Annotated in this window: 19 protein-coding genes; 12 read left to right on the forward strand and 7 right to left on the reverse strand. The window is 62.3% G+C overall.

The features are described from left to right. Positions 1-46: 46 nt before the first annotated feature. Positions 47-703, reverse strand: a complete 657-nt coding sequence (locus AB7M23_RS07450; RefSeq protein WP_454242152.1) for a histidinol-phosphatase — start codon at positions 701-703, stop codon at positions 47-49. Positions 704-843: 140 nt separating this feature from the next. Between AB7M23_RS07450 and AB7M23_RS07455 the strand changes: the two genes are divergently transcribed. Then, positions 844-1323, forward strand: coding sequence for an RNA pyrophosphohydrolase (locus AB7M23_RS07455; RefSeq protein WP_065757999.1), 480 nt, complete (start codon positions 844-846; stop codon positions 1321-1323). A 22-nt stretch (positions 1324-1345) separates the two neighbouring features. Continuing rightward, complete coding sequence (gene ptsP / locus AB7M23_RS07460; protein ID WP_065757998.1) at positions 1346-3625, forward strand: phosphoenolpyruvate--protein phosphotransferase; 2280 nt, start codon at positions 1346-1348, stop codon at positions 3623-3625. Positions 3626-3720: 95 nt separating this feature from the next. Here the strand turns inward: ptsP and AB7M23_RS07465 are convergent, their stop codons facing one another. Next, positions 3721-4467, reverse strand: a complete 747-nt coding sequence (locus AB7M23_RS07465; protein WP_102053228.1) for an NRDE family protein — start codon at positions 4465-4467, stop codon at positions 3721-3723. Between the two features lie 112 nt (positions 4468-4579). Here AB7M23_RS07465 and AB7M23_RS07470 point away from each other — a divergent pair, with 112 nt between their 5' ends. Genes AB7M23_RS07470 through AB7M23_RS07480 form a run of 3 tightly spaced genes read left to right on the forward strand, consistent with a single transcriptional unit; the run spans position 4580 to position 7211 of the window. Then, on the forward strand, positions 4580-5362 hold the full coding sequence (locus AB7M23_RS07470; protein WP_454240523.1) for a sulfite exporter TauE/SafE family protein: 783 nt from the start codon (positions 4580-4582) through the stop codon (positions 5360-5362). A gap of 16 nt (positions 5363-5378) precedes the next feature. After that, on the forward strand, positions 5379-6191 hold the full coding sequence (lgt, locus tag AB7M23_RS07475) for a prolipoprotein diacylglyceryl transferase (RefSeq protein ID WP_454240524.1): 813 nt from the start codon (positions 5379-5381) through the stop codon (positions 6189-6191). Positions 6192-6239: 48 nt separating this feature from the next. Further along, positions 6240-7211, forward strand: a complete 972-nt coding sequence (locus tag AB7M23_RS07480; protein ID WP_330522202.1) for a thymidylate synthase — start codon at positions 6240-6242, stop codon at positions 7209-7211. Between the two features lie 53 nt (positions 7212-7264). Here the strand turns inward: AB7M23_RS07480 and lysA are convergent, their stop codons facing one another. After that, on the reverse strand, positions 7265-8503 hold the full coding sequence (lysA, locus tag AB7M23_RS07485; RefSeq protein ID WP_454242153.1) for a diaminopimelate decarboxylase: 1239 nt from the start codon (positions 8501-8503) through the stop codon (positions 7265-7267). A 194-nt stretch (positions 8504-8697) separates the two neighbouring features. On the opposite strand from lysA, the gene AB7M23_RS07490 reads away from it, so the two are divergent. After that, entirely contained in the window at positions 8698-9621 is a 924-nt protein-coding gene (locus AB7M23_RS07490; protein ID WP_454240525.1) for a LysR family transcriptional regulator, read from the forward strand. A gap of 6 nt (positions 9622-9627) precedes the next feature. Here AB7M23_RS07490 and cadR read toward each other — a convergent pair whose 3' ends face one another. Continuing rightward, positions 9628-10071, reverse strand: coding sequence for a Cd(II)/Pb(II)-responsive transcriptional regulator (cadR, locus tag AB7M23_RS07495; protein WP_454240526.1), 444 nt, complete (start codon positions 10069-10071; stop codon positions 9628-9630). Positions 10072-10153: 82 nt separating this feature from the next. On the opposite strand from cadR, the gene AB7M23_RS07500 reads away from it, so the two are divergent. The 5 genes from AB7M23_RS07500 (at position 10154) to AB7M23_RS07520 (ending at position 17363) form a co-directional block, all read left to right on the forward strand. Continuing rightward, complete coding sequence (locus tag AB7M23_RS07500) at positions 10154-12409, forward strand: heavy metal translocating P-type ATPase (protein ID WP_454242154.1); 2256 nt, start codon at positions 10154-10156, stop codon at positions 12407-12409. A gap of 6 nt (positions 12410-12415) precedes the next feature. Then, a complete protein-coding gene (locus tag AB7M23_RS07505; protein ID WP_065757991.1) occupies positions 12416-13285 on the forward strand; it encodes a LysR family transcriptional regulator in 870 nt (289 codons plus the stop codon). Between the two features lie 225 nt (positions 13286-13510). Then, complete coding sequence (locus AB7M23_RS07510) at positions 13511-14575, forward strand: putative 2-aminoethylphosphonate ABC transporter ATP-binding protein (protein WP_065757990.1); 1065 nt, start codon at positions 13511-13513, stop codon at positions 14573-14575. Position 14576: 1 nt separating this feature from the next. Further along, complete coding sequence (locus AB7M23_RS07515) at positions 14577-16301, forward strand: putative 2-aminoethylphosphonate ABC transporter permease subunit (RefSeq protein ID WP_454240527.1); 1725 nt, start codon at positions 14577-14579, stop codon at positions 16299-16301. A 36-nt stretch (positions 16302-16337) separates the two neighbouring features. Beyond that, positions 16338-17363, forward strand: coding sequence for a putative 2-aminoethylphosphonate ABC transporter substrate-binding protein (locus AB7M23_RS07520; protein ID WP_454240528.1), 1026 nt, complete (start codon positions 16338-16340; stop codon positions 17361-17363). Between the two features lie 10 nt (positions 17364-17373). Here AB7M23_RS07520 and AB7M23_RS07525 read toward each other — a convergent pair whose 3' ends face one another. Together AB7M23_RS07525 and AB7M23_RS07530 are read right to left on the reverse strand one after the other, a co-directional pair. Beyond that, a complete protein-coding gene (locus AB7M23_RS07525; protein WP_454240529.1) occupies positions 17374-18738 on the reverse strand; it encodes a GTPase/DUF3482 domain-containing protein in 1365 nt (454 codons plus the stop codon). Then, a complete protein-coding gene (locus AB7M23_RS07530; protein WP_454240530.1) occupies positions 18731-20110 on the reverse strand; it encodes a DUF2868 domain-containing protein in 1380 nt (459 codons plus the stop codon). The genes AB7M23_RS07525 and AB7M23_RS07530 overlap by 8 nt, the downstream gene beginning before the upstream one ends. Before the next feature lie 75 nt (positions 20111-20185). Here AB7M23_RS07530 and AB7M23_RS07535 point away from each other — a divergent pair, with 75 nt between their 5' ends. Beyond that, positions 20186-20707 carry a dihydrofolate reductase gene (locus AB7M23_RS07535; protein ID WP_099773317.1) on the forward strand — a complete coding sequence of 174 codons (522 nt, stop codon included), beginning with the start codon at positions 20186-20188 and terminating at the stop codon, positions 20705-20707. A 15-nt stretch (positions 20708-20722) separates the two neighbouring features. On the opposite strand, the gene AB7M23_RS07540 is transcribed toward AB7M23_RS07535, so the two are convergent. Further along, positions 20723-22114: an L-cystine transporter gene (locus AB7M23_RS07540; protein ID WP_454240531.1), complete on the reverse strand. Its 1392-nt coding sequence runs from the start codon at positions 22112-22114 to the stop codon at positions 20723-20725. Between the last annotated feature and the right edge of the window lie 359 nt (positions 22115-22473).

Genomic DNA, 22473 nt, shown 5'->3' on the forward strand with positions numbered 1-22473 from the left:
TACCACTTGGGTGCAGGACGTGCTGGCGATTGATTGCCTTCAGCCCTTAGTCACGCAGGCTGATGACTCTCCAGCCACGCTTTTCGGCCTCGGCGCGCAGGTTCGGGTCCGGGTCGACCGCAATCGGGTGCTCGACCGCTTCCAGCAGCGCCAGGTCGTTCATCGAGTCGCTGTAGAAATGGCTGCCTTCCAGGCTGAAGCCGTTTTCCAGCAGCCAGCGATTGAGGCGTGTCACTTTGCCTTCACGGAAACACGGTATATCGGTACTGCGCCCGCTGTAACGGCCATCAATCATCTCGCATTCGGTGGCCAGCAGGGTTTGTACGCCCAGGCGCTTGGCAATCGGACCCGTGATGAAACGGTTGGTGGCGGTGATGATCACCAGCTTGTCGCCTGCGCTACGGTGCTCTTCCAGCAGATCAAGGGCTTTGGGCAGGATGATCGGCTCAACGCAGTCGCGCATGAAGTCGCGGTGCCATTCGTCGAGTTGCGCCATTTCGGTTCTGGCGAGGATTTCCAGGCTGAAGTTCAGGTAGTCGTTCAGATTCAGCTTGCCGGCCAGGTAGTCCTGATAGAAGGCATCGTTGCGGTTCTGGTACTCGACAGGGTCGAGAATGCCGCGCTCGCAGAGGTAATCGCCCCATGCGTGATCGCTGTCACCGCCAAGGAGAGTATTGTCCAGATCGAATAAAGCCAGGCGCATTGCAGTCACTCGCATAACATCTGAAAAGTCCTTAAGAATACGGACTTTTCACATCGATGCACATAAGGTCCGCAGGCGCGTTGCTGGCCTTGTGGGCTTTGTGGAACAATGCGGGGACATGCGTTTGCGAGGTTGCTGCCGTGATCGACCCCGATGGTTTTCGCCCCAATGTCGGGATCATTCTGACGAATGATGCCGGGCAGGTGCTATGGGCTCGTCGTATCAACCAGGATGCCTGGCAGTTTCCCCAGGGCGGGATCAACCCCGAGGAAACACCAGAAGAGGCCTTGTACCGCGAGCTGAACGAAGAAGTGGGGCTTGAACGACATGATGTTGAAATTCTTGCCTGCACCCGTGGCTGGTTGCGTTATCGTTTACCCCAACGCCTGGTGCGTACCCACAGCCAACCGCTGTGTATCGGCCAGAAACAGAAATGGTTTCTCCTGCGTCTGGTGTCCAATGAGCAGCGAGTGCGGATGGATTTGACCGGGAAACCGGAGTTCGATGGCTGGCGTTGGGTCAGTTATTGGTACCCGCTGGGCCAGGTGGTGACATTCAAGCGCGAGGTTTACCGCCGCGCTCTCAAAGAGCTTGCACCGCGCCTGTTGGCGCGCGACTGACGACGGAGTTCGACCCCGAGCCATGCTCAATACGCTGCGCAAGATCGTCCAGGAAGTTAACTCCGCCAAGGATCTGAAAACGGCGTTGGGGATTATTGTCTTGCGCGTCAAAGAGGCCATGGGCAGTCAGGTCTGCTCGGTCTACTTGCTTGACCCGGAAACCAACCGCTTCGTCCTGATGGCCACAGAGGGCCTGAACAAACGGTCTATCGGCAAGGTCAGCATGGCCCCCAACGAAGGCCTGGTCGGCCTCGTGGGCACCCGTGAAGAGCCGCTGAACCTCGAAAACGCCGCCGATCACCCGCGTTATCGCTACTTTGCCGAAACCGGCGAAGAACGCTTTGCCTCGTTCCTCGGGGCGCCGATCATCCACCACCGTCGGGTGGTTGGTGTTCTGGTTATCCAGCAAAAAGAGCGCCGTCAGTTCGATGAGGGCGAAGAAGCCTTCCTCGTGACCATGAGCGCACAGCTTGCCGGGGTTATCGCCCATGCCGAGGCGACGGGCTCGATCCGTGGCCTGGGCCGCCAGGGCAAAGGTATCCAGGAAGCCAAATTCGTCGGTGTGCCGGGTTCGCCGGGTGCAGCGGTCGGTACCGCCGTGGTCATGCTGCCGCCGGCCGACCTCGACGTCGTGCCGGACAAGACCGTCACGGACATCGACGCCGAACTGAGCCTGTTCAACAACGCCCTTGAAGGCGTGCGCAATGACATGCGCACCCTCTCGGCCAAGCTGGCTACCCAGTTGCGCCCAGAAGAGCGGGCGTTGTTCGACGTCTACCTGATGATGCTCGAAGACGCTGCCCTGGGCGGTGAAGTCGTGCAGGTGATCAAGACCGGCCAATGGGCCCAGGGCGCCTTGCGCCAGGTGGTCGGAGAGCACGTCAGCCGTTTCGAGCTGATGGACGACGACTACCTGCGGGAGAGGGCTTCCGACGTGAAGGATCTGGGCCGGCGACTGCTGGCCTACCTGCAGGAGGCCCGCCAGCAGACGCTGGTCTATCCCGACAACACGATTCTGGTCAGCGAAGAACTGACCCCTGCCATGCTTGGCGAAGTGCCTGAGGGCAAGCTTGCGGGCCTGGTCTCGGTATTGGGTTCGGGTAACTCCCACGTTGCGATCCTGGCCCGGGCCATGGGTATTCCGACGGTCATGGGCCTGGTCGACCTGCCGTACTCCAAGGTCGACGGCATTCAGATGATCGTCGACGGCTACCACGGCGAGGTCTACACCAACCCCAGCGAGGTACTGCGCAAGCAGTATGCCGAGGTGGTGGAAGAGGAGCGCCAGTTGGCTCAGGGGCTCGACGCCCTGCGCGAGCTGCCGTGCATCACTACCGACGGCCATCGCATGCCGCTGTGGGTGAACACCGGCCTGCTTGCCGATGTCGCCCGCGCCCAGCAGCGCGGTGCCGAGGGTGTCGGCCTGTACCGCACCGAAGTCCCGTTCATGATCAACCAGCGCTTCCCCAGCGAGAAGGAACAGCTGGCGATCTACCGCGAGCAACTGGCGGCGTTTCATCCGCAGCCGGTGACCATGCGCAGCCTGGACATTGGCGGCGACAAGGCCTTGTCCTATTTCCCGATCAAGGAAGACAACCCCTTCCTCGGCTGGCGCGGTATCCGCGTGACCCTCGACCACCCGGAAATCTTCCTGGTGCAGACCCGTGCCATGCTCAAGGCCAGCGAAGGGTTGAACAACCTGCGCATTCTGCTGCCGATGATTTCCGGTATTCATGAGCTGGAAGAGGCCTTGCATCTGATCCACCGCGCCTGGGGCGAAGTGCGTGATGAAGGCACCGATGTGCCGATGCCGCCGGTGGGGGTGATGATCGAGATTCCTGCGGCGGTCTACCAGACCCGCGAACTGGCTCGCATGGTGGACTTCCTGTCGGTCGGCTCCAACGACCTGACCCAGTACCTGTTGGCCGTCGACCGCAACAACCCGCGGGTTGCCGACCTTTACGACTACCTGCACCCGGCGGTGCTGCAAGCGTTGCAGAACGTTGTCAACGACGCTCATGCCGAAGGCAAGCCGGTGAGTATCTGCGGTGAGATGGCCGGTGATCCGGCGGCGGCGGTGCTGCTCATGGCCATGGGCTTTGACAGCCTGTCGATGAACGCCACCAACCTGCCCAAGGTGAAGTGGATGCTGCGTCAGATCAGCCTGAGCCAGTCCAAGGACCTGTTGGCCCAGGCCATGAAGATCGACAACCCGCAAGTTATCCACAGCTCGCTGCAATTGGCCCTGAAGAACCTGGGCCTGGCGCGGATGATCAACCCGGCGTCGCCGAAGACCTTGTAGGGGCTGCTACGTCGCGTCACCGCTACAACCTTGCGCGGTGCCTGTCTCTCAGGCACCGCGCATTTCGTAGGTTCGCATTTCATAGGTTCATAGGGTCATAGGTGCAATGCCACCTCGCCCAAATGCCCGCCAAAGGGCCCGAAGCTGCGCTCTACCAACTGCCGCGAACCATCTGCCGACACCAGCAGCACCGTGCTGGCCCGTGTGCCGTAGCTCTGGCTGGCAATGAACACACTCGACAGCAGCCGCTCCGTGGCCATGCCTACGCCGGTTTCCGGCAGTTCGCTCTCTGCCGCCTGTTGGCCATCGGCCAGCAACGTCAACAATGCCTCTGGCTGAGGCTCATGCAATTGAGCCTGCAGTGCAGCACGGGCCTTGAGCAACTTGGGCCAGGGTGTGTCGAGCCCGGCATTGGAAAGGCCATAGACGCCGGTATCCAGCAGCCTAGGGGTGGCCTCCCGCGCACTCAAGTACGCCAACTGTTGCCCATCGCTCAGCAGCAGGTTGAAGCCGCTGTACTCCGAGGTACGGCTGGCCACCTGATCCAGATAGGCCTCGATAGGCTGCGTGCCGGTCAGAAACCCCGACACCAACTCGCCCCGTGAGCGCTGGCCCAGAGGCTGGTCGGGGTCGCGGATGTTGGTCAGTGCGGCGAAGCGACCGGCAGGTCCGACGCCCAGCCAGGTGCCACCGGCTTCCAGGTCGCGGCCGGCATACACCCCTGGCGCATCGGCCCAATGGCTGAGCGGTTGGGCAGGGCGGGCATAGAATTCATCGCGGTTGGCGGCAACGATCAGCGGCTGGGGATGCCCCGGTCGCCAGGCAAAAACGATCAGGCACATGGCTGGACTTTCCTAGGTTTTCACTCACTGTAACAGAGCCTTCGCTGCGAGCCACTGGAGCCATTACCCCGGCTTCCGTTACCATGCCGGACAGAATTTTCCGGGGGCGACAATGGAATTCCTGCTCTATCTAGTGCTGGGTGCCTGTGCAGGCGTGCTGGCCGGGCTGTTCGGCGTTGGTGGCGGCATCATTATCGTGCCGGTATTGGTCTTCAGTTTCACCGCGCAGGGCTTTGACGCCTCGGTATTGACCCATCTGGCGGTCGGCACCTCATTGGCGACCATCGTCTTCACCTCGGTCAATGCCATTCGCGAACACCATCGCAAAGGCGCGGTGCAGTGGCCGATCTTCATCTGGATGACCCTTGGGATCCTGATCGGCGCCGGCATTGGTGCGAAAACCGCCTCGGCGATCCAGGGCCCGAACCTGCAAAAGATCATTGGTGTGTTCGCCCTGATCATTGCCCTTCAGATGGCTCTGGACCTCAAGCCCAAGGCCAGCCGCAGTATCCCTGGCAAAGCCGGCCTTACCGTTGCCGGCAGTGTGATCGGCTGGGCCTCGGCGATCTTCGGCATTGGCGGCGGCTCGTTGACCGTGCCGTTTTTGACCTGGCGCAGCCTGCCGATGCAGCAGGCGGTGGCGACTTCATCGGCCTGCGGCTTCCCGATTGCCCTGGCCAGTGCGCTAAGTTTCATGGTTCTGGGCTGGCACGACCCGTTGTTGCCAGCGCATAGTCTCGGGTTCGTGTATTTACCGGCGCTGTTGGGTATTGCCCTGACCAGTATGTTTTTTGCCCGTTTTGGTGCGCGGCTGGCCCACAAGCTGTCGCCCCGCCTGCTGAAACGGCTGTTTGCCGCACTGTTGTTTTGTGTCGGCCTGAGCTTTTTGCTTTAAGAATAGAGGACGTTTGATGCTGCCTTATCCGAATATCGACCCCGTGGCCGTGGCCATCGGGCCGCTGAAAATCCACTGGTACGGCCTGATGTACCTGATCGGCATCGGCGGCGCCTGGCTGCTGGCATCGCGCCGGTTGAACCGTTTCGACCCGACCTGGAGCCGCGAAAAGCTTTCCGACCTGGTGTTCTGGCTGTCCATGGGGGTGATTGTCGGTGGCCGCCTGGGGTATGTACTGTTCTATGACCTGAGTGCGTACCTGGCCAATCCCGCGTTGATTTTCGAAGTCTGGAAGGGCGGCATGTCGTTCCATGGCGGCTTTATCGGCGTCATGCTGGCAGCACTGTGGTTCGGCAAGCGCAACAACAAGTCGTTCTTTGAGCTGATGGACTTCGTTGCACCGCTGGTACCGATTGGCCTGGGTGCGGGGCGTATCGGCAACTTCATCAACGGCGAATTGTGGGGCAAGGCGACCGATGTGCCGTGGGCCATGGTCTTCCCGCCCTTCAGTGATCCAGCACAATTGCCGCGCCATCCGTCGCAGCTTTACCAGTTTGCACTGGAAGGTGTGGCATTGTTCCTGGTTCTCTGGCTGTATTCGCGCAAACCACGCCCGACGATGGCCATCTCCGGTATGTTCGCGCTGTTCTACGGCATCTTCCGCTTCATCGTCGAGTTCGTCCGCGTGCCCGATGCGCAACTGGGCTACATCGCGTTTGGTTGGTTGACCATGGGCCAACTGCTTTGCGTACCAATGATCCTCGGTGGTATCGGGTTGATCTGGTGGGCCTATCGCCGCGCGCCGACCGCCAAGGGCGCTGCGCTTTAAATGTGTAAGGCAGGGGTGCGCCTCTGCCTGTTTTGAAACAGGTAAGTCATGAAGCAATATCTAGAACTGGTCGCCCACGTGATCAAGCACGGCACCCTGCAGGGCAACCGTACCGGCATCCGCACCATCAGCTTCCCCGGTGCCATGCTGCGTTTCGACCTGCAGGAGGGCTTCCCGGCCATCACCACCCGCCGCCTGGCGTTCAAGTCAGCCATTGGCGAGATGGTCGGTTTCCTGCGCGGGGTGAAGAACGCTGCGCAGTTCCGCGAACTGGGCTGCAAGGTCTGGGACCAGAACGCCAACGAGAATGCGCAGTGGCTGGCCAACCCGTTCCGTCAGGGCGCCGACGACCTGGGTGAAATCTACGGCGTGCAATGGCGCCAGTGGCCGGCGTACAAGCGTATTGCGCTGAGTAACCCGGCTGCCATCGCGCTCGCTCAAAGCCAGGGCTTCCAGACGATTGCCGAAGCCGAGGAAGACGGTGAAGCGTTCGTGGTGCTGTACAAGGCCATTGACCAGATTCGCCAGTGCGTCGACACCATCATCAATGACCCAGGCAGCCGACGCATCCTGTTCCACGGCTGGAACTGTGCCCAGCTTGACGAGATGGCCCTGCCGCCGTGCCACTTGCTGTACCAGTTCCACCCGAATGTCGAGACCAAGGAAATTTCCCTGACCCTCTACATCCGCTCCAACGACCTGGGCCTTGGCACGCCGTTCAACCTCACCGAAGGCGCCGCACTGCTGTCGCTGGTGGGCCGTCTGACCGGTTACACGCCACGCTGGTTCACTTACTTCATTGGCGATGCGCACGTCTATGAGAACCACCTGGACATGCTCAACGAGCAGCTCAAGCGCGAACCACTGGCCGCGCCGAAGCTGGTGATCTCCGACCGTGTGCCGGAATTCGCCAAAACGGGTATTTACCAGCCCGAGTGGCTGGAACTGATCGAGCCGAGCGACTTCAGCCTTGAAGGCTATGAGCACCACGCGCCGATGACCGCGCCAATGGCGGTCTGACCGCCGCCTCACAACACAGGCTATTGCGGCCTGTGTTGTGTTTGGTTACAGCCTCAGGCGTCCAGTTCAAGCGCCAGCAACGACTCAAGGCTTTGGCGTTTGCGGATCAACCGACTGGCCTCGCCGTCGATCAGTACTTCAGCGGCATGCCCGCGGCTGTTGTAGTTCGACGACATCGACGCGCCATAGGCGCCGGCGGTATGGAACACCAGGTAATCCCCCACCTGAGCCGACGGCAGCAGGCGCGATTCGACAATGCCGCCTTCAAGCTGAGTAAACACATCACCGGATTCGCACAACGGGCCTGCCACCACGGTAGCGCGCGGCGGACGCGGCGCCTGCGCGGTGCCAGGCTGTGGAATCAGTGAAATCTCGTGGTAGCTGCCGTACATCGAGGGGCGCATCAGGTCATTGAAACCGGCATCGACCAAGGTGAAGTGGTTGCTGCCCATCGGCTTGGTCCCGCGTACTTCAGCGACCAGCAGGCCGGACTCGGCCACCAGGAAACGGCCCGGCTCGATTTCCAGGCGCACTGGGTGACCCAACTTCTGCTCGATCTGCTGTTTGGCTTCACGCCACTGCGTGAGGTAGTGCGCGATGTCTACGGCCTGCTCGCCATCGCGGTAAGGCACTGACAGCCCGCCACCGGTAGAGATCGCTTCGATGTCGTGGTCCAGGCGGCCAATCAGTTCCACCATGGCGCTGCATACTCGCTGCAGGTGGGAGTAGTCCACGCCCGAGCCGATATGGAAATGCAGGCCGACCAGATGCAGCTGATATTTGCGAACCTGGGCCAGCGCCTCTTGCAGCTGCTCGTGCCAGATTCCGTGCTTGCTGTTTTCACCGCCGGTGTTGGTCTTGTTGCTATGGCCGTGACCGAAGCCCGGGTTGATGCGCAGCCAGACCCGGTGCCCAGGGGAGCGCTCGCCCAGTTGCTCAAGCATGTCGATCGAGCCCACGTTGACCTCGATCTGCGTTTCTACCACGCGGTTCAGGGTGGCCCGGTCGAACAGGTCGGCGGTGAACACCACTTCGGCAGCACCTGAGGTGCGGCCGGTTTTGAAGCCGGCCTTGAGTGCGCGCTCGATTTCACCGAGTGACACGGCATCAACCGCTACCCCCGCTTCACGCATCAGGCGCAATACATGCAGGTTCGAGCAGGCTTTCTGGGCGAAGCGGATGGTGTCGAAGCCCGCCAGTTGCTGGATGCGCTGACGAATTACCTGGGCGTCGTACACCCACAGTGGGGTGCCGTGTTCGGCGGCCAACCGGGTCAGCATGCTATCGGTGATGGCGGTGGTCCGGCATGGGCCTGGACGTTGTGCGGCGGCGTGTTCCAATGAGGTTCTCCCTGGGGTATGGCGCGGCCCCGGTGTGGCGGGGCGTGGATGGCCTGCATCATGGAGAAAGGTGGGGGCGGCATAAAATATCAATTTGCCGTGAGGTCATTCATTTATGATATGGCTTTCGATCTCCCGAGCGGCCCATGTCCATCTCCTTGCGTCACATTGAGGTTTTCCGTGCGGTCATGACCTCGGGCAGCGTGACCGAGGCCGCCGCCATGCTGCACACCTCGCAGCCGACCGTCAGCCGTGAACTGGCGCGCTTCGAGCAACTGTCCCGTTTGAAGCTGTTCGAGCGGGCCCGCGGTCGATTACGACCGACCTCACAGGCGCTGGCGCTGTTCGAGGAGGTGCAGCGGGCCTACTTTGGCCTTGATCGCATTCTCAATACGGTGGACGCCCTGCGCGAGTTCGAGCAGGGGCAGTTGTCGATTGTTTGCCTGCCGGTGTTTTCCCAGTCGCTGCTGCCCAAGACCTGCCAGCGCTTTCTGGCGCAGTTCCCCAAGGCCAGTGTCACCATCAGCCAGCAAGAATCGCCTTTGCTGGAAGAATGGCTCTCCGCGCAGCGGCACGACATCGGCCTGACCGAGGTGAGCAGCACGCCGCCTGGCACCGTGCTATCGCCGCTGATGACTGTGGATGAGGTCTGTGTATTGCCCAACGGGCATCCGTTGCTGGAAAAGCAACGCCTGGCGCCCGCCGACTTTTCCGGGCAACCCTTTATCAGCCTGTCCACGCTGGACACCTACCGGCAGCAGATCGACGAAATTTTCCGGCAAGCGCAGGTCGAGCGGCGCTTGGTACTGGACACCCACAGTGCGGCATCGGTGTGCTCAATGGTCCGCGAGGGGATTGGCCTGGCGATCGTCAACCCGCTGACTGCCCTGGACTTCGTTGGCCAGGGTGTGCAGATCCGCCCCTTCACGGTGCCGATTCCCTTTACCGTGAATATCGTCAAACCCCTGCATCGGCCACCTTCACAGTTGGTCAGCCTGTTCGAGGACGCCCTGCGCCAGCAGGCAGACGCGGTCAAGGCGCAGTTGGCGGTTAATCCCCAGGCACTGTGAGGGCCATCAGTGGCCGTGGCTGCGACCTACATGTGAATGCTCTGCGCCCGGCGTGGTGACTGCCCCGTTGACCTCCAGATGCTGCAGGATCGAGCACTGTTCCTCTTGGGCGTGGCAATGCTGGCGCAGTTCCAGCAACTGCTCCTGCAAGGCCAGCAACCCGTCGATCCGGGCCTTGACGTGCTGGATATGCTCATCGATCAGCGCGTTGACGCTTTCACACTGGGCCTCCGGGCTGTCGCGCAGGCGGAGCAGGCTGCGGATTTCATCCAGGGTCATGTCGAGGGTTCGACAGTTGCGGATAAAGGTCAGGCGCTCAACATGCGCCTGGGTGTAGAGCCTGTAATTACCCTCGCTGCGCGCAGGCTCTGGCAGCAGGCCTTCGCGCTCGTAGTAGCGGATGGTTTCCACCGGGCAGTCAGTCGTTTTGGCCAGTTCACCGATTTTCATTGCACATTCCCCGGCAGATTGCTTGACCCTATAGTGGCTACAGGGTGTGTACTTGGCAACAGGACCTTTAGGGATGAACCGTATGCACCAGCCTGTCAGCCACAACCACGCCCATAAGGCGCATGATGACCACGACAATGACCACGCTCATGGCCATCAAGCGCACGGCCATGCCTGTTGCTCGGCTGGCGAGGCGCCGGCGCTGATTCAATTGAGCGAGGCGAGCAGTGCCAACGCTCGCCTGAGCCGCTTTCGGATCGAGGCCATGGACTGCCCGACCGAACAGACCCTTATCCAGAACGCGCTGGGCAAACTGGCGGGGATCGAGCAACTGGAATTCAACTTGATCAACCGCGTGCTTGGCGTGCGGCATACCCTGGTTGAGGCAAAGGTTATCGAGCAGGTCATCGCTGGCCTGGGCATGCAGGCCGAACCGCTGACAGAGAACGCCGAGGCGCAGGATGAGCCGCGTGTAACGGCGAAGAAGCCTTGGTGGCCGCTGGCGCTTTCTGGCGTCGCGGCCCTGGTGGCGGAAGTGATTCACTTCACGGCGGCCGCGCCGAACTGGGTGGTGGCACTGGTTGCGTTGGTGGCGATCCTCAGTGGCGGCCTGGGTACGTACAAGAAGGGCTGGATCGCCCTGAAAAACCGCAACCTGAACATCAACGCCCTGATGAGCATCGCGGTGACCGGTGCAGTGCTGATCGGTCAGTGGCCGGAAGCGGCGATGGTGATGTTCCTGTTTACCTTGGCCGAGCTGATCGAGGCCCGCTCGCTGGACCGTGCGCGTAACGCCATCGGCGGCTTGATGCAGTTGAGCCCTGACCGTGCCACCGTGCAGCAGGCTGATGGCCAGTGGCTGGAGATGGATGTCAAACACGTGGCGTTGGGCGCTCGTGTACGGGTTCGTCCCGGTGAGCGTATCGGTTTGGATGGTGAGGTACTGCTGGGGCAATCCAGCGTCGATCAGGCGCCGATCACCGGCGAAAGCCTGCCCGTCGAGAAAGGGCCGGGCGACAAACTGTTCGCCGGTACCATTAACCAGAGCGGGGCGTTGGAGTTCCGCGTTACCGCGCCTGCCGGTCAATCGACCCTGGCGCGGATTATCAAGGCCGTGGAGCAGGCACAAGGTGCGCGTGCGCCGACGCAGCGCTTCGTTGATCAGTTCTCGCGCATTTACACCCCCGTGGTGTTTGCCCTTGCCCTGCTTGTAGCGGTCGTGCCGCCAGTGTTCACCGGAGCCGCGTGGTTCGACTGGATCTACCGGGCCTTGGTCTTGCTGGTGGTCGCGTGCCCTTGTGCCTTGGTGATTTCTACCCCGGTGACGATTGTCAGTGGCCTGGCCGCGGCTGCGCGCAAGGGCATTCTGATCAAGGGGGGCGTGTACCTGGAGGGCGGCCGCAAGCTTGATTTCCTGGCCTTGGACAAGACCGGCACCCTAACCCACGGCAAACCGGTGCAGACCGATTTCCAACTGCTCGATCCACTGTTCGAAAGCGCCGCGCAGCGCATCGCCGCCAGCCTCGCTGCCCGTTCCGACCACCCGGTGTCCCATGCGGTAGCGCAGCAGGCCGAACAGCAGGGCATCGTCGTGCATGAGGTTCATGACTTCCAGGCCCTGCCGGGGCGAGGGGTTCGCGGGCAGGTCGAGGGCACCTTGTACCACCTGGGTAACCATCGGCTGGTAGAAGACCTTGGCCTGTGCTCGCCGCAACTGGAAGCCCGTCTCGATCTTCTGGAGCGCCAGGGCAAAAGTGTCGTGCTGTTGCTCGACGGTTCTGGCCCGGTGGCGTTGTTTGCCGTGGCCGACACGGTCAAGGACAGCAGCCGTGAGGCCATCGCTCAATTGCATGAACTGGGCATCCGCACCGTCATGCTGACCGGCGACAACCCGCATACCGCCGAGGCCATTGCCGCCCAGGTGGGCATTGATCAGGCCTACGGCAACCTGTTGCCCGCCGACAAGCTCAAGACCATTGAAGACCTCTACAGCAAAGGTCACCGGGTGGGCATGGTCGGCGACGGTATCAACGATGCTCCGGCACTGGCACGGGCCGAAATTGGCTTTGCCATGGCTGCAGCCGGCACCGACACGGCCATCGAGACGGCCGACGTGACATTGATGGATGACGACTTGCGCAAAATCCCGGCCTTCGTCAGGCTCTCGCGCAACAGCGCGGCGATTCTGAAGCAGAACATCGTGCTGGCGCTGGGGATCAAGGCGATCTTCCTGGGCATCACCTTTGCTGGCATGGCGACCATGTGGATGGCCGTGTTTGCCGATATGGGCGTCAGTCTGTTGGTGGTCTTCAACGGTCTGCGCCTGCTGAGAAAATGAGGATGTATGTTGAGTGCCGAGTTGAAAGCGTTCTACATGGTCGCGCGGTTGGGCAGCATTACCCTGGCGGCGAAGAAGCTCGGGCTCAGCCAACCGACCGTGACCACGCAGATCCGTAATCTGGAAAGCCAGTACGGGGTTGAGTTGTTTTACCGTGGCGGTCGTCGCCTGACCTTGAGTGACGACGGTGCGCGTCTGTTGCCGATGGTCAAGGTGCTGTTGCAGCAGGAAGCGGATATCGAGTTCTTCCTGCGTAACAGCGGCCAGGCCCAGGGTACCCTGCGCATCGCCGCGACGGCGCCGTACTACATTCTCGACCTGGTGAAGATCTTCCGTGAACGCTTGCCGCAGGTTGAGGTTTCGGTAGAGATCGGCAACTCCCAACAGGTGTTGGAGTTGCTGGAAGACTACCGGGTGGACCTCGCGGCGTCCTCGCAGTTACTCGAAGATGCCAGGCTGGTGCGGCGGGTGCTTGGCACCGACCCGCTGGTGGTGGCGGTGCACCGCAACCATCCGTTGGCCAATCGCGGGTCTGTACCGCTCAGCGCCTTGAGCGGGCATTGCCTGCTGATGCGTGAGCTTGGTTCCACGACGCGTCGCCTGACTGAACAGATGCTGGCCGATGCTGGGGTGAAGGCGGGTTCGTTGTTGGAAATCGGCAGTCGCGAGTCGATTCGCGAGGGGGTGCTGCGCAACATCGGCATCAGCATCATTGCCCGCCATGAAGTGCCGCATAATCCGGAATTGCGCGTGCTGACCCTGGAAGGCGCTCCGCACATGTACGAATACCTCTATTGCCTGAAAGAACGGCGCCAGGCCCGCCTGCCCGCAGCGTTTCTTGGCCTCGCCCAGGAAGTCGCGGCCTGCGACCTGTAGGCCAAGGCAAGCCTGCTGCGCCTATCCCTGTAGGAGCCGGGCTTGCCCGCGATGCAGGCGCTGCGCACCCACTGGCATCCCGCCGCTGCAAAAGGTGCGGCTTTGCTGGCAATGGCAGTTAACCCAAATCTGCCTATACCACTATCGGTAGCTTTTGCCTGCGCGCCACAGAAGCTTCGCATTCGCCTCCTAGCATGACCCTCATCTGCTCGGTGAGGCCCTGCCATGAACAACCCACTCGTAAACCCTGGCGCACAGATGAAGGTGCGCGGCATCCACAAACGCTTCGGTGCTTTCACAGCACTGCAGGATGTATCCCTGGATATCGCCGCAGGCGAACTGGTCTGCCTGCTTGGCCCTTCCGGGTGCGGCAAGACCACGTTGCTGCGTTGCATCGCCGGGTTGGAGCGCCAGGACCGTGGCACGCTGTACATCGGTGATCGTGATATTTCCGACCTGCCACCGCAGGCGCGGGACTACGGCATTCTGTTCCAGTCCTATGCGCTTTTTCCCAACCTGACGGTCGAAGCCAACATTGCCTATGGCCTGAGCGGCAGTGGCCGTGATGAAGTGCGCCAGCGTGTCGCGCAGATGCTGGAACTGGTGGGCCTGTCGGGCAGCGAGAAAAAGTACCCCGGGCAACTCTCTGGTGGGCAGCAGCAGCGCGTTGCCTTGGCGCGTGCCCTGGCGCCAGCCCCCTCACTGTTGCTGCTCGATGAGCCAATGTCGGCGCTCGACGCCCGTGTGCGTGAGCACTTGTGTAGCGAATTACGCCAACTGCAGCGCCAGCTTGGCATCACCACCCTGATGGTGACTCACAATCAGGACGAGGCCATGCTGATGGCCGACCGCATTGCCGTGATGAACAACGGGCAGGTTGAGCAGTACGCCTCCCCGCAGGCGATTTATGACAAACCGGCCACCCCGTTTGTGGCCGAGTTCGTCGGCCAGGGTAACTGGCTGCCGTTCCAGCGCAGCAGCGACAGCCATGCGCAGGTCGGTTCGATGAACATGCGCCTCGACCAAGGTGCTAGCCAGGCCCGCAGCGGTCGGTTGTTCTGCCGCCCCGAGGCGATCAGTGTCAACCCGCCGACCCACGAAGAAAACCTGTTCCCGGCCCGGGTACGGGAGATCACGTTCCTCGGCAACCGCTGCCGCATGAGCTTTGAGTTCAACGAACTGCCTGGCCATCCGCTGTTGGCGGAAGTCGCGCCGGAGGCCATGCCGCGCCTGGGTTCACAGGACATCTGGGTCGCCCTGCCACCGCGCAGCCTGCAGGTGTTTGCCTGAGATGGCTGCGCCAATCGCACTGCCGGGCGCTCAGGCGTCCCGCACTCAAACGGCCCGTATCGCACGGGGTGATCGCCTGTTCGTGGTCGGCGGCAAGGTGCTGTTGCTGCTGCTGTTGACCGTCGCTGTCCTGCTGCCGCTGCTTGCGATCTTCTGGCGTGGTTTCAGCAGCGAGGCCGGGCAGGGCGGCGGCCTGACGGCGGCCATTGAGCTGGTGACCAGCGCGAATTTCCATTGGTTGCTGGGCAACAGTCTCAAGGTATCGCTGAGTGTGGCAGCCATCGTCGTGCCCGTGGCCTACCTGTTCGCCTATGCCCTGCAGCGCACGCTGATTCCGGGCAAGTCGATCTGGCGCGGGATTTCGCTGTTGCCACTGCTGGCGCCGTCAATGTTGCCGGCCATTGCGCTGGTCTACCTGTTCGGTAACCAGGGGCTGTTGCGCGGTCTGCTCAATGACAACATCTACGGTTTCTGGGGCATTGTCCTTGGCGAGGCGATCTACACCTTTCCTCATGCCCTGATGATCCTGCTGTCGGCACTGTCGCTGGCCGATGCACGGTTGTTCGATGCAGCCTCCAGTATGGGCGCAGGCCCTTGGCGGGCGTTCCACAGCATTACCTGGCCTGCAACCCGGCAGGCGGTCTTCGCGGCATTCTGCCTGGTATTCACCCTGACCATCACGGACTTCGGTGTGCCGGTCGTGGTGGGTGGCGACTATCAGGTGTTGGCGCTGGAAGCCTACAAGGCCGTAGTGGGGCAGCAGCAGTTCGGTCGCGGCGCACTGATCGGTATGGTGCTGTTGCTGCCAGCGCTGCTCAGCTTCGCGGTCGATGCCTGGTTGCGCCGCCGTCAGGGCGATGCAATGAGTGGCCGGGCACAGGTGTTCCTGCCGGCGCCATCGCGTCAGCGCGATGGCTGGTTCCTGGCGCTGGTACTGCTGGTGTGCGCGATCCTGTTGCTGGTGGTGGGCATGGCGGTGTACTCGTCGCTGGTGAAGTTCTGGCCTTACAACTTGTCGCTTTCACTCAAGCACTACCAGTTCGACGACACCGCCGGTGGCGGCTGGCTCGCTTATCGCAACAGCCTGACCATGGCCCTGGGTGTGGCACTGATTGGCAGTGTGGTGATCTTCACCGGTGCCTACCTGATGGAGAAAACCCGCGGCCAACGCAGCCTGAACCTGCTGCTGCGCCTGCTCAGCTTTGTGCCGATGGCTGTGCCGGGGCTGGTGCTGGGTCTGGGCTATGTCTTCTTCTTCAACTTGAGCGGCAACCCGTTGCATGTGTTCTACGGCAGCATGACGCTGTTGGTGGTGTGCACCATTGCACATTATTTGACCACCGCTCAGATGACCGCGACCACCGCACTGCGCCAGCTCGACGGCGAGTTCGAGGCTGCCGCACTGTCGCTCAAGGCGCCGCTGTACCGGCATTTCCTGCGGGTGACTGTGCCGATCTGCCTGCCCGCACTGCTGGACATCATCCGCTACCTGTTCGTCTCGGCGATGACCACGGTGTCGGCGGCGATCTTCCTCTACAGCCCCGACACCATCCTCGCCGCCGTCGCCGTGTTGAACATGGACGATGCCGGCAACGTCGGCGGCGCGGCGGCTATGTCCACCCTGATTCTGCTGACCAGCGCGGCCGTCTCGCTGCTGCTGGCCTGGGCCTCGCGCGGCCTGCTGCAACGCTCCCAAGCCTGGCGCCAGCGTGCGCCAGGCCACTGATCACCCTCTAACCTGTACCGCTCAAGGAACCGCACCATGTTCAAGCCACTTGCTCTTGCCGCTGCCGTCCTCACTGCCATGACTGTGCAGGCCCAGGCCGCTACGACTCAACTGACGGTGTACACCGCACTGGAAGCCGAGCAGTTGAAGACCTACAAACAGGCGTTCGAGAAGGCCAACCCGGATATCGAGATCAAATGGGTACGTGACTCCACCGGCATCATTACCGCCAAGCTGCTGGCGGAAAAGGATCGCCCGCAAGCCGATGCGGTCTGGGGCCTGGCGGCCTCCAGCCTGGCGGTTCTTGACCAGCAGGGCATGCTGCAGCACTACGCCCCCAAAGACCTGGAAAAGATCGGTGGCAACTACCGCGACGCGGCCAATCCACCGGCCTGGGTTGGCATGGACGTCTGGGCGGCGACCATCTGCTTTAACACCATCGAGGCCGAGAAGCAGGGCCTGAGCAAGCCTCTGAGCTGGCAGGACCTGACCAAGCCGGAATACAAGGGCAAGATCGTCATGCCGAACCCTGCGTCCTCCGGCACTGGCTTCCTGGACGTCAGCGCCTGGTTGCAGACCTTTGGTGAACCACAGGGCTGGGCGTACATGGATGCTCTGCACCAGAACATCGGCCAGTACGTTCACTCCGGTTCCAAACCCTGCAAGTTGGCCGCGGCCGGTGAATTCCCGATTGGTATTTCCTTCGAGTACCCGGCGGTTCAGCTCAAGCGCCAAGGTGCGCCGTTGGATATCGTCTTGCCAAAAGAAGGCCTGGGCTGGGAGATCGAGGCTACTGCCGTACTCAAGGGCAGCCAGCATGAAGCAGCCGCCAAGCGCTTGGCCGACTTCTCCGCCAGCCCGGCGGCGATGGAGTTGTACAAGGAAAACTTCGCCGTGCTGGCTCAGCCGGGCATCGCCAAGCCGCAGACCGAACTGCCAGCCGACTATGAACAGCGCCTGATCAAGAACGACTTCGCCTGGGCCTCGAAAAACCGTGACGACATCCTGGCTGAATGGCGCAAGCGCTATGACGGCAAGTCGGAAAAGGTGGCGCAGCAGTAAACGACAGGGCCTACAGCTCTTGCACCAAGGCTTCAAGCTGCTCAAGGCGCTCTGCCTGGCTCAGCCGCGCCCCCGCATTGAGCGATGACCACTGCGGGTGCGCCCGAGCCTTGTTGAGGGCTTCGGGCAGCTTGCCGTCACGCCAGCTGTTGTCCTGTGGTGTGCCCAGTGTGATGCGCGCCTGTGCTGCGTGCCCACGGTGGTCCAATGCCTGGGCCAGCTGGCGCTGACGCAAGGCCAGCAGGCGCAACACGCCATCGTCCACTGTCAGTTCACGTTGCCCTTTGAGCTTGCCCAGCAAGCGCGAGCCATAGTTGCGTGCGGTCTGCAGCGCGCCGCCGGCAATGGCGCCAGCCAATGCTGCCGCCCCCAGGGTCAGGCCACCTACCAGCAAGTCAACGCCCGCACCTGCGGCAGCCCCTGCCGCCACGCCGCTACCCAGGCGAACACCTAGTAGCTTGAGGGTTTCCGGGTTGAACAGGTCATCGCCCCAGCGTCCGTCGAGCAACGGCAGATCCTCGGCGCTGGCATCCTGGCTGCGGAACGCATAGAGCTTGAGCAAGGCGTCGACGCAACGTTGTTCACGTTGGCGTATGGTCTGGCGCAGCTGCTCGATAGCCGCCGCCTCCTGTGCGGGGTCTGCCACTACACTGCGGCGACAGGCTGCGCAGTCGAGCAGCAGCTCGGCGATCAGTTGGCGGGCGCTGTGACGACGCGCTTCGCGCTGCGCCTGTTGGTCGTCGATCAAGCGCTGCAGTGCCGGGCGGGCACTTTCCAGCAGAATGCCAAGGCTCTCATAGAGCCTGCGTTCGCCATCTTCCGGTGGGGCCACGCTATCGAAGCGCACCAGCGCATGCAGCCCCAAACGGGCCAGCGCTTCGCGCCAGTCCGGTTCACGATGGTTGCTGCTGGCGACGAAATTGAGCACCGGCAGCAGCGGTTTACCGCAGCCTGCCAACACCTCCAGTTCATCGCGGTATTTGGCCAGCACCGGCTCGCGGGCATCGATCACGTATAGCCCGGCATCGCTGGCCAGTAACTGGCGCAGCACCTTGGCTTCTTGTTCAAAACGCTGGCGGGCTTCGCTGCCCTGCAGAAAGCGCTCCAGTCGTGCCGGGCCGTCGAGGCGTTCGCCGGGGCGCTCCAGGCGTTCGAGGTAGTCGAGCAGGGCGATGGCGTCTTCCAGGCCCGGTGTGTCGTAAAGCTCCAGCAAGGGCTCGCCCGCCACCGACAACCGTGCGCCTTCCACGTGGCGGGTGGTGCTGGGCCGGTGTGACACTTCGCCAAACCCCACATCGCGGGTGAGGGTGCGCAGCAGCGAGGTCTTGCCGACGTTGGTGTGGCCGACCACGGCCAGCTTCAAGGGCTCAGTCATGGCCATGCTCCAGCCAGTGCAAGGGCGCCGTGTCGGCGAACCTCAGGTCAAGTTTTTCCAGCGCCTGATGCCAGTCGCCCAGCCGCTCGCTGTCCAGTGCTTGCCCAGGCGGCGCTTGCATCAGCCAGATCCGCGTGGCCCCGGCGGTGCGCGCCAGTTCGGCGATCAACGCCAGGCTGCCACGGTCCGGCGAGCGGCGTGGGTCGCAGGCTATCGCCAAACGTGCTGGGGGGAAGCGGCTCAGTTGCTCCAGCAGCCGGTTGCGCGACTCGCGGCTGTCGAGGATGCCGGCATCCACGACGCTGGCGGGTAGCGCCGGTGGCCACGGGCGCTGGTCGTCCAGCTCAAGGCCCACCAGCAGGGCGCCTGCGCTGTGTTCCGCCTCGGCCAGGCGGGCGACCTCTGGCATGGCCGCGGGTTCTGGGTCGTTGATGCCCAAGCGTTCGCTACTGGGCATCAGGGCCTCACGCAGGGTGCTGTAGCCGGGCAGTTGCAGGTCCAGGCTCAGGTGCTGGCGACCACGTCGCCAGCGCCACAGGCAGGTCGCAGCCAGCAGCAGGCGCGGTAGCAGGCCGTAGACCACCAGCACGCCCAGCAACCAGCCGGCCCACGCCTGACGGGCCAGTTCCAGCACCGGCTGGCTGACGCCGCTGGCGCGGATCATGGCCACGTCCGGTACGCTGAAACCCATCAGTGCCGGCAAGGCACCGAGTGCCTGGGTCAGGTCAATGAAGGTCTGGTCGCCGAGGATGGTGGTCTCCCAGACAAAGCCATAACGGCGGGTTGCCAGCAGTACCAGCAGCACCAGCAGGGCGCTGCCCAGTGCCAATAGCCAGAGGCCGTTGACCAGTGCCCCGAGCAGCCAGCGGTTGAGCCGCTGGCGTTGCAACAACAGCAGTAAGGCCGGCGCCAGATGCACCGCCTGCGCGTCACGGGCGAGCTTTTCGCTCAGCCATAGCCATACACGGCCCAGGCTTGCACCTTGCTCGCCAGCCAGGGAAAAGCTCATGGCCCAGCTCAGCAACAGCAGCAGGTTGACCCCGAGCAGGCTGCCCACGGCCCAGAACACATTCACCGGTCGCTGGCCGTCGCCCAGCGCGGCAAAGGCCAAACCGGCACCGCTCAGCACAGCCACCGCCAGCAGCACCAGCAGGGCCAGTCGCGCGCCCTGTTTCCAGTGCTGCAGCGCGGCACGCATGCCGTCACGTTCAGCCAGCCATAGCGCACGGTTTTCGATCCGCGTTGCGAGGTCGCCCCCCAGTTGGCGGGCACGGCGATTAGCCTCCTGATCGTCCAGAGGGCCGGCGTGTTCTTCGCGCAAGCGTACCGCTTCGGTAAGCCAGCGTTTGTCCAGGTCTGTCAGTCCAGTCACGCAAAAGTCCATTGATCACGTCAGTCCAGAGCATAACCCAGGCGTGGCACAGCGGGCTTTGCTATCCTCGCCGACATGAAAACATCACTTCCCCTCAGCCTGATCGCGGCGCTCGCCGAGAACCGTGTGATCGGCATCGACAACCGCATGCCCTGGCACCTGCCGGGGGATTTCAAGTACTTCAAGGCCACCACCTTGGGCAAGCCGATCATCATGGGTCGCAAGACCTGGGATTCGCTCGGTCGACCATTGCCGGGGCGGCTCAATCTGGTGGTCAGCCGCCAGCCCGGGCTGACACTGGAAGGTGCCGAGGTGTTCGATTCGCTGGAGGCGGCCATCGCCCGTGCCGACGCCTGGGCGCGTGAGCAGGGTGTGGACGAGCTGATGCTGATCGGCGGTGCGCAGCTCTACACCCAGGCGCTGGCGCGTGGTCTGGCAGATCGCTTGTACCTGACCCGGGTCGAGTTGAGCCCGGAAGGGGACGCCTGGTTCCCTGAGTTTGATGCTGCGCACTGGCGCTTGGCATCCACCCAGGAAAACCCGGCCAATGAACAGACCCCGGCGTATCACTTCGAGGTCTGGGAGAAGGCCCTGTAGGTGCTGACGCCCAACTCAGGTATTTGACAGCGCCGTGTGTTCATCCGCCGCCAGCAGTGCCTTGTCGGTCTGCTGCATCATCTGGCTGGTAATCACGCCCGCTGTCATTGAGCCACTGACGTTCAGCGCTGTACGGCCCATGTCGATCAGCGGTTCTACCGAAATCAGCAGCGCCACCAGTTCCACAGGCAAGCCCATCGCCGGCAGCACGATCAGCGCGGCGAAGGTAGCCCCGCCCCCAACGCCCGCCACACCGGCCGAACTCAGGGTCACAATCGCCACCAAGGTTGCGATCCACAGAGGGTCGAGCGGGTTGATGCCCACCGCTGGTGCAACCATTACCGCCAGCATTGCCGGGTACAGGCCGGCACAGCCGTTCTGGCCAATGGTGGCGCCGAACGAGGCAGCGAAGCTGGCAATCGACTGCGGCACGCCCAGGCGCTGGGTTTGCGCTTCGATACTCAGCGGAATACTGGCTGCACTGGAGCGGCTGGTGAAGGCGAAGGTCAGCACCGGCCAGACCTTGCGCAAGAAACGTAGCGGGTTGATGCCGCTCAGCGACAGCAACAGGCCATGCACCACGAACATCAGCCCCAGGCCGATGTAGGACACCACCACAAAGCTACCCAGTTTGAGGATGTCGTCCAGGTTCGAGCTGGCCACCACCTTGGTCATCAGTGCGAGCACGCCGTAGGGGGTCAGCTTCATCACCAGGCGAACCAGGCGCATCACCCAGGCTTGCAGGGTGTCGATGGCCGCCAGGGCACGGTTGCCTTTCTCCGCATCGTCCTTGAGCAGCTGCAGCGCGGCCACGCCGAGGAAGGCCGCGAAGATCACCACACTGATGATCGAGGTTGGCTTGGCCCGGGCCAGATCACCCACCGGGTTCTGCGGGATGAACGACAGCAGCAATTGCGGGATATTCAGGTCGGCGACCTTACCGGCGTAATCGCTCTGGATGGTCTGCATGCGCGCCATTTCCTGAGTGCCGGCGACCAGCCCTTCAGCACTCAGGCCGAACAGGTTGGTCAGCACGATGCCGATCAGCGCGGCAATGGCCGTGGTGAACAGCAGGGTGCCGATGGTCAGGAAGCTGATTCGGCCCAGTGACGAGGCGTTGTGCAAACGGGCCACAGCGCTGAGGATCGACGCGAAGATCAGCGGCATGACGATCATCTGCAGCAACTGCACATAGCCGTTACCGACCAGATCGAGCCAACTGAGGGTGGCCTTGAGCACCGGGTGGCCGGCGCCATAAATGGCATGCAGAGCGGTTCCGAACAGTACGCCGAGGATCAGGCCCGCGAGGACCTTCTTCGCCAGGCTCCAGGTGCTGTTACGGGGTTGTGCCAGGCCTAGCAGCAATGCGAGGAACGCCAGCAGGTTAAGGGTTAACGGCAGATTCATTGAAGCTCCAGAACAAAGCAGGGGCATCGCTTCTGTGTGCGATTGCGAACAGAAATGCTAACAGCATGAAAACTGACGAATTTATATCGAAATGGAATTTGCTTAGTTGTTTTTGGAATAAAAAGTGTTGCGAAGCGTTGAAGCGCTAGTTAACCGGTGTCACGGGCTACTGTAATTCTAGAATTTAGGAACTATCCTACGAGCGCTGTCGAACTCGAAAGGTTGTTCGGGGGGAATCGTGAGATTACTTTCGTTCAGTCGCCGCTCCATCGGCGATCGGGCGTGAGAACCCGCGAGTTTTCGTGTAGCAGCGTCTTTATGGTAGCTGTGCGCGGGCAGGCTTATGCCTGGCCGGTTTC

The sequence above is a fragment of the Pseudomonas sp. HLS-6 TE3448 genome (assembly GCF_053629555.1).